The organism is Bradyrhizobium sp. AZCC 1610 (assembly GCF_036924515.1).
Taxonomy (GTDB): Bacteria; Pseudomonadota; Alphaproteobacteria; order Rhizobiales; family Xanthobacteraceae; genus Bradyrhizobium.
The window spans coordinates 6785147-6797928 of the sequence record NZ_JAZHRR010000001.1 but is presented as its reverse complement, the minus strand read 5'-3'; the positions used below and the strand labels follow the sequence as shown (position 1 = coordinate 6797928).

The window sequence follows — 12782 nt, the reverse complement described above, 5'->3', positions numbered from 1 at the left end:
CGCGCAAATGACCTCAGAGCGTCTTGAGGTATTCGATCAGCGCCTTTCGATCGTCCGCCGATAGCTCCGGCCCGATCACGCCCTTGATTTCCTTGTTCTTGTTGTAGTCCTTCCTGAACTCGTGGCCTCTGTTCGAGTTTCCACGAATTGAGGTGTCGAACTCGAAACCGTTGGTGATCGGGTCGGTCTTGTAGCCGAGCTTCACGGGGTCGTATTCGCGGCTGCCGAGATAGAATTTCGCCGGTCTTTTTTCCGGGTCGCCAAGCAGATCGTCGATGGTCGGCACCGAGCCGTTGTGCAGATAGGGCGGCGTCGCCCAGACGCCGTTGAGCGGACGGACCTTGTAGGCAAGATCCGCCCGAACTTCGTTGAGCATGTTTCCGTCCATGCGCCGCCGCTCCTTGTCGGTCAACGGCGGGTTGTGTTCTTTGTAGATGAGATTGACAGTGTTCTCGACCAAGTATTTGAGGGCGAATCCGAATCGGTTGTCCGTGATTCCGAGATTTTCGGGAAGCGCGACTGTCCGGTTCGCCATGTCTGCCGCCTGCGCGGGATCGGTCCCGATATGCGAGATCGGAACATTCTCGACCTTGAGGATCGCCTCGCCGGCCTCGTTCCTGGTCCACCAATCCTTGTTGTTGAAGTCCCAGAACGCCTCGCTCGTCACGGGCGGGCGGTGACATTCCTGGCAATGGGTCTTGTAGAGTTCGGCGCCCTTGTCGGCCAGTTTCTGATCGTACGGCGGGAGAATATCGGCCGGCCATTTCGGAGATCTCAGGCCCGGAAAACCAGTCTTGGCGTTCGGCTGCGTGTCACCCTTGATCATCTGCTCCATCTTGAACAGCTTATCCACGTCCACGCTCGATTTATACAGTCCCTTCGACGGCTCGGTCAGATTGAGCTCCGCCGATACGCCGAGCGACTCGCCGGCGTTACGCACCATCGGCTGCATGATGGAGCCGTTATACTGCACCCAATCGAACCACGGCGTGTTCCAGATCCGCGGGTAATGTACCGGCGCCGACGAGCCGGCGTAGTTTTCCGGCTTCTTGAGGTCGATTGAAAACACCTGGTTGCCGATCCGGTTGAGGGCGTCTAGCCGTCCGTAACCTTCCTGGATGCTTTGGGAGGCGACGCGCTCTTCCAGATTCTTGACCTGCTTGTATTGATTGAGAACCTGCTCGAGCTGGTTCTTCAGCGTTTCGCGGTCGTCGAGCGTGGCGTCCGGCCCCAGGATGCGCTCGGCGAAGCGGTCGAACCGGCCGGGCCAGTAGCGCGTCAGCAGGAGCGAGATGCCCATGCCCTGCTTCATCGCGAAGAGATTGGTGAGCGCCGGTCCGCCGTCGATAACGACGGCGGTGTCCTTGTAGGTGAAGCTGCCGGTGTGGCAGGCCGCGCAGGTCAGGCCGACACCGATCATCTCCTTTTTGGTGCGCGGGTTGCGCCATACCGCGCCCGTCGGGTCGAGCATAGGGGTGCCTTTCGCGAACCCGATCGGAAGCGTCTCCTTGCCGGGGATGATGGTATCCGGGATGAAGCCATAGCGGTCGAGATAGGCGGTGTCGCTGAAGAGACCGACCTTGGTGAACGGCAGCCACGAAATCGTCGGCTGCTCCAGCGCCATGAACCACTCATAGGGGAAGCCGAAGGTCCGCGTTCCCTGGTCGGCGTGATAGAACCAGCTCAGATCGTTCTTGCTTATGCCCTGGTCGAGCCAGACGGTTTTCTTCGGCGTCGGATGCTCCACGATCTTGACGTGCAAATCCTGCCAGAGCTTGGCGATATCGTCCTTGAAGGCGGCATAACCGATGCCGACGATCGCCAGTGCGATCACAATTTTCGTCTTGCCACGCATGGCCTGCCCCCTTCAAAACCGCGCTGCTAGCGCACAATATTCGTCTGTCTATCAAAAGCGCCGGAAAACGAATCGTCCTCGGCGTGCGATCAAGTATCGTATCAGCTTATAGTGGCATCATATGCCTGTCCATAAATCCGGCAGGTTAGCCTGGAGCATGATTTCGCGCCGGTCGCGGCATTTTAAGACGCTCCGGAAATCCCATCGATCCATTTCGGGGCATCGCCGTGAAATATGCCCAGGAATTGCTTGCCAGAATTACTTTGCCAGAATTGCTTGCCAGTTTTGCGGCGCCGGCATGTATGAAAAAGCCGCTTGACTTTGACGTAGCGTCAAACCCGCATAACGCGCTCCTCGAAACAGAGGAGCCTGCCCATGACCACCCGACGCAGCTTTCTTCATCTTTCCCTTGGCGCCCTTGCCGCCACCTCCACCGCTGTCACTTTGCCGCATGTGGCTCAGGGCCAAGGCCGCACCTTCAAGCTCAACACCCGGGATGGCGTCGGACTTTTTGTGAAGGATACCGGAGGCTCCGGCCGCGCCGTCGTGATGACCCATGCCTGGCCGCTGAACGCCGATATCTGGGACTATCAGGCCGCGCGGCTTTCAAGCGCCGGCTTCCGCGTCGTCACCTATGATCGCCGCGGGTTCGGCCGTTCGGATCAGCCGGCCAGCGGCTATGATTTCGATACCTTTGCCGACGATCTCGCTGATGTGATCGAGCAGACCGGCGTGCGTGACGCTACCCTCGTCGGCTATTCGATGGGTGGCGGGGAGGTGGTCCGGTATTTCTCGCGGCACAACGGGGGCCATGTCGCGAAGGCCGGCCTTGTCGGCGCCGCCGCGCATTATCTGCTGAAGACCGAGAACAATCCGATCGGGATTGACGGCGCCATATTCGACGGGATCAAGCAGGGCGTGCAGGGCGACCGCAAGACGTATCTGGCGGGTTTGCTAAGCGATGTGTTTCTCGACGCCAAGCGGCCGGCGACCAATGCGGTGACACAGGAGATGATCGATTCGACGCTCGCGATGGCGATGCAGGCCAGTGTCGCAGCGACGATCGTCTGCGTCGATACCTTTGCCAGAACCGACTTCCGTCGCGAACTCGCCGCAGTCAAGGTGCCGACGCTCGTGCTGCACGGCACCGCGGACATTCCGGTGCCGTCTGCGATCGGAAAGGCGACCGCCGAAGGCATCGCCCAAGCGAGGTTGATCGAATATCCTGATGCCTCGCACGGTATCGTGCTCACCGAGCGCGATCGGGTGACCCGCGACCTGCAAGCCTTCATCGCAAGCTGAACGCCGCTACCGGCTCATAACGGGATTGGAGAGTTCTGATGTTCCGGATCGGAGAGTTCGCCCAGATCGCGCAGGTCTCGGCACGGCAGTTGCGGTTCTACGATCAGCTCGGATTGCTGCAGCCCGCCCATATCGATGCCCAGACCGGCTATCGCTACTACAGCATCCGGCAATTGCCGCGGCTGAACGGCATTCTCGCGCTGAAGGAGCTCGGCCTGTCGCTGGAGCAGATCGGGCCGCTGTTGAAGGACGAGATCTCGCCAACCGAATTGCGCGCCATGCTGACGCTGAAGCGGGCGGAGGTGGAGCGCTCGCTGCGCGAGGAAGAGCGACGGTTGCGGCACATCGAATCCCGCATCGCCCAGATCGACCGGCATGGCGGGACCGAAGGTTTCGACGTCATCCTCAAGTCGGTCGAACCGACACCGTTTCTGTCGTTGCATTGTTCATGCGCCGACATGGACGAGGTGGTCCGCATGGTCCGCCTCGTCGCCGAGGACGGTGCGCGGCAGATCAGGCCGGCGCTGCGCGACAAACTGGTCGTGGTCGCGCACAACGATCACGACGACGACAGGCTCGATCTCGATATCGGTTTCTCGTTGACCCGGCCGTCCAATGCCGGCGTCCGTTTGACCGGCGATTATCTGATGCGCGCCAGCGAACTGCCGGCGGTCGAGACGATGGCGACCATCGTCCGGCCGGGCACCAACATGGAAAGCCACACGTCGTTCGGCGCGGTCGGTACCTGGATCGAAGCCAACAACTACCGGATTGCCGGGCCATGCCGCGAAGTGTTCCTGGAGCCCATTACCGGGCCTCCCGGCTTTGAAGGCGCCCTGGTGGAGATCCAGTTCCCGATCAGGCCGGCCGCCTAGCTTCTTTTCGTTTCCCTGAACTACCCAATCCGGGCGCGTGCGCGTTCCGGCCACCAGAACTGCTGTGCCGAAATCCGGCCAGCAGCCAATCTCAGCAGGAGTGAACATGCTTACGATCCACGGCGTTCCGCTTTCCGTCCATACCCGCAAGGCCATTGTCGCCGCGATCCTGAAGAAGATCGACTACCGGTTCGAGGTGGTGATTCCGATCATCCCCGGTAACCCGCCGGCCGACTGGAGCACGCTCAGCCCGACCGGATTGATCCCCGTTATGCAGGACGGTGACTTTACGCTGGCGGATTCCACTGCCATCTGCCTCTACCTCGACAGGAAGCAGCCCGCGCCGCCGATTTGCCCTGCAGACATCAGGGATCATGCCCGCGTGCTATGGTTCGACGCCTATGCCGGCGGCACCATCTTCCGGCATGTCGTGCATCCGCTGTTCGTCCAGACGGTCGTCGGACCCAACATCCGTAATGTCCCGACCGACAAGGCCGTGGTGGATGATGTTCTGATGAACGTGCAGCCAAAGATCCTTGACTATCTCGACAGGCAGATCACAGGAAAATTTCTGGTCGGCGACGCCATGACGCTGGCCGACATCGCGATCGTGTCGAACTTCATTGTCTATCAATATCTGGGCTTCGAGATCGACGCTGCCCGATATCCGAAGCTTGCCAAATATCTTCGCGAGATCGCCGCAACCGCCGCGTTCCAGCGGGCGCTTGCGGACGAAAGACCGTTCGTCGACCAGATGGGGCTGAAGCGCGACTTCCTTTCGGCGGCATGACGCTCAAGAGCATTGAACACCCCGGCCGTGGCCGCTTTTTTGGCCCCGGCCGGGATTGTTGCGCTCACTAGATCGTCGCAATCGCTTCGATTTGTTCCCGGCAGGTTCGGCTTTCGCCGGGCCGTTTCCAGTATAACGTTCCGGTCATGCAGATAAATACTGGTCGGATCATATGACAGCCGTTAGCGCGCAATCGCTCCGAATTGAGGTTGGCCCGGATGAGGAGGTTTCCGCTTTGCTGATCCAGCCGCCGCAGGCGCGCGCGTGTTACATGTTCGCGCACGGCGCCGGCGCGGGTATGACGCATGCGTCGATGGAGACAGTTGCGGCTGGCCTCGCCGAGCGCGGCATTGCGACACTGCGCTATCAATTTCCCTATATGGAAAAAGGCAGCAAGCGCCCCGATGCGCCCAAGGTTGCACACGCCGCGGTCCGAGCCGCCGTGGCCGAAGCCGGTCGACGCTTTCCCGCGCTGCCGCTGATCGCGGGCGGCCGATCGTTCGGCGGGCGAATGACCTCGCAGGCACAGGCGCTTTCACCCTTGCCCGGCGTGCGAGGGCTGGCGTTTCTCGGCTTTCCGTTGCATCCGGCGGGAAAGCCTTCCAGCGATCGCGCCAAGCATCTCGCCGATGTCAAAATCCCGATGCTGTTCCTGCAGGGCACGCGTGACGCGCTGGCTGAACTGAGTCTGCTCGAGCCTGTCGTCAAAAGCCTGGGATCGCGCGCGACGCTGCATTTGCTTGAGGGCGCCGATCATTCCTTTCATGTGCTGAAGAGCTCGGGGCGGAATGATCGCGAAGTCATGAACGAGGCGCTGAATGGGTTTGCGGCGTGGGTTGAGGGCGTCGTTGGCTAAGCTCTCCGCTGTCGTCCCGGCGAAAGCAGGGACCCATACGCCGCGGCGGTTATTGTGGCAATCGCTTTGCCTAAACAACTATGTCCTGTGGTTATGGGTTCCTGCGTTCGCAGGAACGACGGATGATAGAGTTGCGCCGTGCCGCATACCCACTACGATGCGCCCATGACAAAAATCCTGATCGTCAATCCGAACACCACCGCCTCGATGACCGAAACGATCGGCGCTGCCGCGCGCGCCGTCGCCAGCCCCGACACCGAAATCTCAGCTGTCACGTCGTCGATGGGGCCCGTCTCGATCGAGGGATATTACGACGAGGCGTTCGCCGTGCCCGGCCTGATCCAGGCGCTCATGAATGCGCCGGACGCCGATGCGGCGATCGTCGCCTGTTTCGACGACACCGGGCTCGACGCCGCCCGGAGCGCCGCGCGTTTTCCGGTGGTCGGCATCTGCGAGGCGGCGCTGGTGACGGCTGGCCAGATCGCAAAGCGCATTGCCGTCGTCACCACGCTGCCGCGCTCGGTCGTGCCGCTCGAGGAACTGGTACGCCGCTATGGTTTTGCAGAGAGGGTGCTGGTCACCGCCTGCGACGTCGCGGTGCTCGATCTCGACAAGCCCGGCTCGGGTGCGGAAGCGAAGCTTGAGGCCGAGATTTCCCGCGCGCTTGAGAAGGGCGCTGAGGCGATCGTGCTGGGCTGTGCGGGCATGGCCGATCTCGCACAAAAACTATCGCTGAAATTTGACGTGCCCGTCGTCGACGGCGTGGCGGCCGCGGTGAAGCAGGCGGAGGCGCTGGCCGGCCTGAAGCTCATGACGTCGCGGCGCGGTTCGTATGCCTCGCCGGGCGCGAAGAACTACACCGGGATACTGCAGCCGTTCGCGCCGAAACCCTCAGGCTGATTGTGGCGCGCCGTAGATCTTGTCGCGCAGCCGGCGCATGCCGGCGAGCCAGCGGTCGCGATTCGAAGCCTTGCGCAGCATGTATTCGCCGACCTGCGGGTGCGATAAAATGAGGAAGCGCTCTTCCTCCATCGCTTCGATCACCATGCGCGCCACTTCCGGCGGCTGCAGCACGCCGTCGACCCTTGCCGCGCTGGGGCCGGGCGTCGTCATGCCTGTTTGCACCGATTGCGGGCACAGCACGGAGACGCGGATGCCGCGGTCGCCATATTGAATGGCGAGATGCTCGGCGAGCGCCACCGCCGCGTTCTTGGTGACGCCGTAAGGCATCGAATTCAGCGAAGCCAGCAGGCCTGCCGCGGACGCGGTGTTGAGGAGATAGCCGGATCCGCGCACAAGCATGCCGGGCACCAGCGCCCGCGCTGCGAACACATGGCTCATGACATGGACGCGCCAGCTCACGTCCCAATCGGCATCGGAGGCGGCCTCCTGTCCCTTGCGCGAAAGGCCGGCATTGGAAAAGAACACGTCGACCGGTCCATACTTGTCCTCGGCCGCAGCGATCAGCGCCTTGATATCTTCCTCCAGCCCGGAATCGGCGGTCACCGCGAGGCCGTCGATGTCGCCCGCCACTTTCGCCAGCTTGTCGCGCGATGTCTTCAGGTCGGCGACGACGACGCCGCGCGCGCCGGCTTCCGCATAGGCACGCGCCACCGCTTCGCCGATGCCGCTCGCAGCTCCCGTGACGACACAGACCTTGGCTTTGACGTCCATGTTCGGTTCCCGCTTGTTTCTTCTTCTTAAACGGGGGCGAGAGTGATACGACCTCCGCTGCGCGGTCAATGCCGGTTCGCGCCGGCGATCAATTTTTTACAAGCACGGCGCGCGCCGCTGGTGTCAGCTTCGCCAGCGTGCGATGACGGCCGCGCAGGGCGATCAGGATCGGGAGAATTGAAGGATGCTCGAAGTGCGAGATGAATTGGCTGTGACGGCGCCGCTTGTGGACGCTGTGGAGTGGACGAGCGAGACCGCCTGGTCGCTCTACCGGCTGCCGTTCAACGATCTCTTGTTCAAGGCGCAATCCATTCACCGCCGGCATTTCGATCCCAACCGCGTGCAGCTCAGCAAGCTGCTCAACATCAAGACCGGCGGCTGCCCGGAAGATTGCGGCTATTGCAGCCAGTCCTCGCATCATTCGACGGGTCTTACCGCATCGAAGCTGATGGACGTCGAAAAGGTCGTCGCCGAGGCGCGCAAAGCTAAAGCCGGCGGCGCAACGCGCTACTGCATGGGCGCAGCATGGCGCAATCCGAAGCCGAGAGACATGGATGCCATCGTTGAAATGGTCGGCGCGGTGAAAGCGCTCGGGCTCGAAACCTGCATGACGCTGGGAATGCTGGATCGCGATCAGTCGGACCGCCTCAGCGCCGCGGGGCTCGACTACTACAACCACAATATCGATACGTCGGCGCGCTATTACCCGCAGGTGACCTCGACGCGCACGTTTGCCGATCGTCTCGACACGCTGGAGAATGTCCGGCAATCCGGCATGAAGGTATGTTGCGGCGGCATCCTCGGCATGGGCGAGGAGGAAGCCGACCGCGTCGAAATGCTGGTCACGCTTGCGAACCTCGCCGAGCCGCCGGAAAGCGTTCCGATCAACATGCTGATTCCGATCGCCGGTACGCCGCTCGCCGAGGCGGCGCCGATCGCGCCAATCGAGTTTGTCCGGATCGTTGCACTCGCGCGCATCATGATGCCGAAATCATATGTCCGCCTGTCGGCGGGCCGCTCGGCCATGACCGATGAGATGCAGGCGCTCTGCTTCTTTGCAGGGGCGAATTCGATCTTCGTCGGCGACACCTTGCTGACGGCCGGCAATCCGGAAGACGAGGCCGACCGGAAGCTGTTCCAGCGGCTGGGATTGCAGGCCATCTGATCGGCTCTGCATCAAGCGGGACGGTTAGCTCGGATAGAGTCCCTTGTCGCGCGCCTGACGGATGGCGAGCGCTGCCATCATGTCGAGCATCGGTGTCGAAAGTCCGGCGGCGCGCGCGAATGCGGCGGGCGCGCGGACCAGTACGTTGATCTCCATGGCGCGGCCGAGTTCGTAATCCTGCAGGATCGAAGGCTTGTGGTCCGGCGCGGGCCCGGAGCGCGTGACGCGCTTGACTTCGGGGAAGCAGCTTTGCGCGACGGCGTTGGCCTCGTCGAGCAGGCGCGGCACGATTTCGGCGAGCGCCGCATCGTCGCGGACGGCGCGTGCGGTCTGCCCGGTCAGCAGGCACAGCACCGACATCGACATGTTGGTCAGCAGTTTCGACCAGATCGTCTCCCGGATCTGCGTGACCTCGGGCGAATCGATCGAAGCTTCGTTCAGCGCCGCGCGCAGTTTCGCCCCCCGCTCGCTTTGGCGATCGTCGCATTCGCCGATCAGGAGCCGATTGCGCTCGGGCGAAAGGTTCGCGACCACGCCGGGCGCGACGACTTCGTTGGACGAAAACACCACGCCGCCGACAATAAGCTGTTTCGGGATGGCCGCGCGCAGGCGTCCGCCGGGATCGAGGAAGGTCAGATCCGGCACCGGCGGATGCCTTGGCGAGAGCCCGACATCGTACCACCAGGGAATGCCGTTCTGCGCGAACACCACGGCGGTATCATCGCCGAGCAGCGGCTGCAGCCCGTCCGCGAGGCTGGAGAGGCCCGTTGCCTTGAGCGTGCAGATGACGGCGTCCTGCCGGCCCAGCGCGGCCGGATCGCTCGATGCGCTTACCTTCGCCTTGAACTCGCCATTTCCAACCCGCAGCGTCAGCCCGTTCGCTTTCACGGCGTCCAGATGGGGGCCACGCATCACGCAGGAAACGTCGTGTCCTGCCTGTGCCAGCCGCACGGCAAAATGGCTGCCGACGGCACCCGCACCGAAAACGCAAATCCGCATGGGGAGTCCTGCTGATGGGAATGATCTCAGGACTAGTTTTCATAAGCCTTGTTCAGGTGCAACCGGTCCGCCGCACAGGGCGGGTTGCGGAGGGCGCGGCCTTGCCGGCTCCGGGAACCTTGCCGTTCAATCGGCGTTCATCGCTGTGCCGTCAAGCTCGCCGCATAGCGACAATGGGACGTGCGATGATGATGGGACGTACCATGTCAAAGATCGCACTGGGAATTGCCGCCATTGTCTTCGCAACGGTGCTGTCAATGGCGGACTTTGCGATCGCGAAAGGTGGCCATGGAGGCGGTCACGGCGGTGGTCGCGGTGGCGGTCATCATGGCGGCGGCCATCGTGGGGGTGGTCATGGTCACGGCCATCATTTCGGCGGGCGGCATCATGGCGGCGGTCATTTTCATGCCAGATCGGCGCGTCCCCGTTCATTCTCCGCTCACCGTTCATTCTCCGCGCATCGCATGAATTTCGCGGGTGGCGGCCGTGCGCTGAACTCGCGCGCGCTCGCCCGCAGCTATCGCCACACTGCTGCACTGCATAGTCCTGCCAGGCGGGCCAGCGTGACCGCCGGCGCGGCGCTCGCAGGGTGGCAATATGGACGGTCCAGAGGCGGCGGCTGGTGGCGACACGGCAACGGCGGATACGGCTGGGTCGGGCCGCTGTTCTGGCCGTTCGCCTATTACGACATCTACGACTATACGCTGTGGGGACCGCGTGTCGGCGCGCCGTTCTGGTACTATGGCTACGACGACATTTATGCCGGCCTGTTCGGGCCCTACGACTATCAGGGTCTTGCGGGCTACCTGCCGCCGCGCGGTTCGCCCGACGCCGGGCCGGACCGGCTGGCGCTATTATGCGGTGAAGACAGCCGTGAAATCGCCGGGCTGCCGATCGACCTGATCGCGCAGGCGATCGAACCGACCGAGGCGCAACGCGCAGCCCTCGACGATCTCGCCAATGCATCGGTGACTTCAGCGCAGAAGATCAAGGCGGCGTGCCCGACCACGGTTGCGCTGACGGCGTCCGGCCGGCTTGCGTCGATGCAGCAACGCATCGAGGCGATGATATCAGGTGTCGCGACCGTGCAGCCGGCGCTGGACAAGTTTTACGGCCTCCTGAACGACGAGCAGAAAGCGCGGCTGAATGCGGTCGCTGAGGATCAGGAGAGGAAAGCCGAGCGGCGCCGCAACAGGTCGTTTGCGCGGCCCTGCGACGTCACGCAATCCTCGAGCTTGCGATGGCCGACCGAGGAAGTCGAGGCAAGGCTGCATCCGACCGATGCGCAACGCACCGCCCTTACCGCCCTGCAGAACGCCAGCGCAAGGGCGGCCGACATGCTGGCCACATCGTGCCGGATCGACGAAGCGGCCACGCCACCGGCGCGGCTCGCCGCCGTCGGCAAGCGGCTCGACGTCATGCTGCAGTCGGTCAAACTCGTACGCACGGCGCTGGATGATTTCTATGCGATGTTGAGCGACGAGCAGAAGGCCCAATTCGAGGCGATCGGCCCAAGGCGGACCTCCTTTGCCGACAGGGCAGATATGATGCAGCGGCGCGGCCGCCGATAGGTCGGCGGCGGTGACAAGGGCTACGCTCCCGGCCTATTGTCCGGCATAACAAAATGCCGACCAAAAAGGGGCCGCCGAATGAGTGCCAATCCGGTTTTGTGGAATCTCGACGCGCGCGGCGTCGCAACCGTCACGTTGAATCGTCCCGAGGTGAACAATGCCTATGACGCCGGCCTCATCAACGGCGTGCTCGCGGCGATGGATGAACTGGGCAGGAAGCCCAATCTCCGCGTCGTCGTTCTCAAGGGCAATGGCAAGCATTTCCAGGCCGGCGCCGACCTGAAATGGATCAACGGCGTGCGGCCGAAATCGACTGAGGAGAACGAGGCGGTGTCGCGCGCGACGTTCGAGGCCGTGCAGCGGCTGAATACGCTGCCGATTCCGACGGTCGCGTTGGTGCAGGGCGGCTGCTTCGGCGGCGGCACCGGCGTGATCTCGGCGTGCGACGTCGTGATCGCCGCCGACAACGCGCTGTTCTCGATCACCGAAGTGCGCTGGGGCTTGACCGCCGCAATCATTATCCCGCAGCTCTGCGACGCCATCGGCGTCCGCCAGGTTCGCCGCTACGCGCTGACCGGCGAACGGTTTGGCGCGGAGGAGGCGCGGCGTATCGGCCTCGTGCATGAGGTGGTACGGCTGGCCGAGCTGGAAGCGGCGGGCGCGAAGGTTGTCGAGCAACTGCTTGCCAACGGCCCGGAAGCGCTGGCCGAAACCAAGCGGCTGGCGATGGAAAGCTCGTTTGGCGGCATGAGCGTCAACGACGAGGCTTATGCGCGGCTGGTGAAAATGCATTCGGCGCGGCGGCAGACGAAAGAGGCGTCCGAAGGGCTGGCGTCGTTTGCGGAGAAGAGGGCGGCGAATTGGGGGATAGCGTAAGTGTCGTCCAAACGCATCGCCATCGCCGGACTTGGTGAGATCGGCAAGACCGTGGCGCGCAAGCTGGCGCAGGGTTTGCCCGGCCTCTCGCTGGCGGCGATCGCGACCCGGGATCGCGCGAAAGCGAAGGCGTGGCTCGATCGCGAAGGCATCTCCTGCGCGCTGGTTTCGCTCGATGAACTGCCTGATCACGCCGACCTCGTTGTCGAATGCGCCCCGGCCGATATCCTCGATCAGATCTGCCGGCCGATGCTGCGCTCCGGCAGGCAGGTCATGGTGCTGAGCGCCAGTGCGCTGCTGCCCCGTCCCGATCTGGTCGAACTCGCCCGGGCGCATGGCGGTCAGATCATCGTGCCGACCGGCGCCCTGATCGGCTTCGATGCGGTTTCGGCCGCCGCCGAAGGTACCATCAATTCGGTGCAGATGGTCACGCGCAAGCCGCCCGGAGGTCTCGCCGGCGCGCCCTATCTCGTCGAGAACGGGATTTCCATGGAAGGCCTGAGGTCCGCCCTCTGCGTGTTCAAGGGCTCGGCGCGCGACGCCGCCGCGGCCTTTCCCGCCAACGTCAATGTCGTGGCGGCGCTGTCGCTCGCGGGCATCGGCCCCGATCGCACGACGATCGAAATTTGGGCCGATCCGGCCGTGACGCGCAACTGCCACCAGATCAGGGTCGAATCCGACTCGGCCTCGTTCACGATGTCGATCGAGAACATCCCATCGGAAAACCCGAAGACCGGCCGTATCACGGCGCTCTCGGTGATCGCGGCGCTGCGCAAGCTGACTTCGCCGCTGCAAGTCGGAACGTAAGCTCCTCGCGCG

The 12782-nt window shown here is 63.2% G+C and carries 13 protein-coding genes; 9 read left to right on the top strand and 4 right to left on the bottom strand.

Annotated features, from left to right (window positions below; all coding sequences use genetic code 11):
- Positions 1-13 precede the first annotated feature (13 nt).
- Positions 14-1855 (bottom strand): di-heme-cytochrome C peroxidase, encoded by a 1842-nt coding sequence (locus V1279_RS33325; RefSeq protein ID WP_334444780.1) that lies wholly within the window; start codon positions 1853-1855, stop codon positions 14-16.
- A 375-nt stretch (positions 1856-2230) separates the two neighbouring features.
- Here V1279_RS33325 and V1279_RS33320 point away from each other — a divergent pair, with 375 nt between their 5' ends.
- The 5 genes from V1279_RS33320 to V1279_RS33300 all read left to right on the top strand — a co-directional run bounded on the left by V1279_RS33320 (position 2231) and on the right by V1279_RS33300 (position 6578).
- Positions 2231-3157 (top strand): alpha/beta fold hydrolase, encoded by a 927-nt coding sequence (locus tag V1279_RS33320; RefSeq protein ID WP_334444778.1) that lies wholly within the window; start codon positions 2231-2233, stop codon positions 3155-3157.
- A 38-nt stretch (positions 3158-3195) separates the two neighbouring features.
- Positions 3196-4032: a MerR family transcriptional regulator gene (locus V1279_RS33315; protein WP_334444776.1), complete on the top strand. Its 837-nt coding sequence runs from the start codon at positions 3196-3198 to the stop codon at positions 4030-4032.
- A gap of 106 nt (positions 4033-4138) precedes the next feature.
- On the top strand, positions 4139-4822 hold the full coding sequence (locus tag V1279_RS33310; RefSeq protein WP_334444774.1) for a glutathione S-transferase family protein: 684 nt from the start codon (positions 4139-4141) through the stop codon (positions 4820-4822).
- A 172-nt stretch (positions 4823-4994) separates the two neighbouring features.
- Positions 4995-5678, top strand: a complete 684-nt coding sequence (locus V1279_RS33305) for an alpha/beta hydrolase family protein (protein ID WP_334444772.1) — start codon at positions 4995-4997, stop codon at positions 5676-5678.
- Positions 5679-5843: 165 nt separating this feature from the next.
- Positions 5844-6578, top strand: a complete 735-nt coding sequence (locus V1279_RS33300; protein ID WP_334444770.1) for an aspartate/glutamate racemase family protein — start codon at positions 5844-5846, stop codon at positions 6576-6578.
- On the opposite strand, the gene V1279_RS33295 is transcribed toward V1279_RS33300, so the two are convergent.
- Positions 6570-7352, bottom strand: coding sequence for an SDR family oxidoreductase (locus V1279_RS33295; RefSeq protein ID WP_334444768.1), 783 nt, complete (start codon positions 7350-7352; stop codon positions 6570-6572). The two genes, V1279_RS33300 and V1279_RS33295, sit on opposite strands and share 9 nt — an antisense overlap.
- 184 nt (positions 7353-7536) lie before the next feature.
- Here V1279_RS33295 and bioB point away from each other — a divergent pair, with 184 nt between their 5' ends.
- Complete coding sequence (gene bioB, locus V1279_RS33290; RefSeq protein ID WP_334444766.1) at positions 7537-8517, top strand: biotin synthase BioB; 981 nt, start codon at positions 7537-7539, stop codon at positions 8515-8517.
- 24 nt (positions 8518-8541) lie between these two features.
- Here the strand turns inward: bioB and V1279_RS33285 are convergent, their stop codons facing one another.
- A complete protein-coding gene (locus V1279_RS33285; protein WP_334444764.1) occupies positions 8542-9516 on the bottom strand; it encodes a ketopantoate reductase family protein in 975 nt (324 codons plus the stop codon).
- 254 nt (positions 9517-9770) lie between these two features.
- The gene (locus V1279_RS33280; RefSeq protein ID WP_334444762.1) at positions 9771-9923 is read right to left on the bottom strand and encodes a hypothetical protein; all 153 of its coding nucleotides are present in this window, start codon (positions 9921-9923) and stop codon (positions 9771-9773) included.
- Between the two features lie 57 nt (positions 9924-9980).
- Between V1279_RS33280 and V1279_RS33275 the strand changes: the two genes are divergently transcribed.
- The 3 genes from V1279_RS33275 to V1279_RS33265 all read left to right on the top strand — a co-directional run bounded on the left by V1279_RS33275 (position 9981) and on the right by V1279_RS33265 (position 12770).
- Positions 9981-11087 carry a Spy/CpxP family protein refolding chaperone gene (locus tag V1279_RS33275; protein WP_334444760.1) on the top strand — a complete coding sequence of 369 codons (1107 nt, stop codon included), beginning with the start codon at positions 9981-9983 and terminating at the stop codon, positions 11085-11087.
- Between the two features lie 78 nt (positions 11088-11165).
- On the top strand, positions 11166-11963 hold the full coding sequence (locus tag V1279_RS33270; RefSeq protein ID WP_334444758.1) for an enoyl-CoA hydratase-related protein: 798 nt from the start codon (positions 11166-11168) through the stop codon (positions 11961-11963).
- A complete protein-coding gene (locus V1279_RS33265) occupies positions 11964-12770 on the top strand; it encodes an aspartate dehydrogenase (protein ID WP_334444756.1) in 807 nt (268 codons plus the stop codon).
- Positions 12771-12782 lie beyond the last annotated feature (12 nt).

Excerpts from the sequence above, each read along its gene's own strand:
- V1279_RS33325 (WP_334444780.1), bottom strand. The coding sequence starts at position 1,855 with ATGCGTGGCAAGACGAAAATTGTGATCGCACTGGCGATCGTCGGCATC.
- V1279_RS33320 (WP_334444778.1), top strand. The coding sequence starts at position 2,231 with ATGACCACCCGACGCAGCTTTCTTCATCTTTCCCTTGGCGCCCTTGCC.
- V1279_RS33315 (WP_334444776.1), top strand. The coding sequence starts at position 3,196 with ATGTTCCGGATCGGAGAGTTCGCCCAGATCGCGCAGGTCTCGGCACGG.
- V1279_RS33310 (WP_334444774.1), top strand. The coding sequence starts at position 4,139 with ATGCTTACGATCCACGGCGTTCCGCTTTCCGTCCATACCCGCAAGGCC.
- V1279_RS33305 (WP_334444772.1), top strand. The coding sequence starts at position 4,995 with ATGACAGCCGTTAGCGCGCAATCGCTCCGAATTGAGGTTGGCCCGGAT.
- V1279_RS33300 (WP_334444770.1), top strand. The coding sequence starts at position 5,844 with ATGACAAAAATCCTGATCGTCAATCCGAACACCACCGCCTCGATGACC.
- V1279_RS33295 (WP_334444768.1), bottom strand. The coding sequence starts at position 7,352 with ATGGACGTCAAAGCCAAGGTCTGTGTCGTCACGGGAGCTGCGAGCGGC.
- bioB (WP_334444766.1), top strand. The coding sequence starts at position 7,537 with ATGCTCGAAGTGCGAGATGAATTGGCTGTGACGGCGCCGCTTGTGGAC.
- V1279_RS33285 (WP_334444764.1), bottom strand. The coding sequence starts at position 9,516 with ATGCGGATTTGCGTTTTCGGTGCGGGTGCCGTCGGCAGCCATTTTGCC.
- V1279_RS33280 (WP_334444762.1), bottom strand. The coding sequence starts at position 9,923 with ATGAAAATGACCGCCGCCATGATGCCGCCCGCCGAAATGATGGCCGTG.
- V1279_RS33275 (WP_334444760.1), top strand. The coding sequence starts at position 9,981 with ATGAATTTCGCGGGTGGCGGCCGTGCGCTGAACTCGCGCGCGCTCGCC.
- V1279_RS33270 (WP_334444758.1), top strand. The coding sequence starts at position 11,166 with ATGAGTGCCAATCCGGTTTTGTGGAATCTCGACGCGCGCGGCGTCGCA.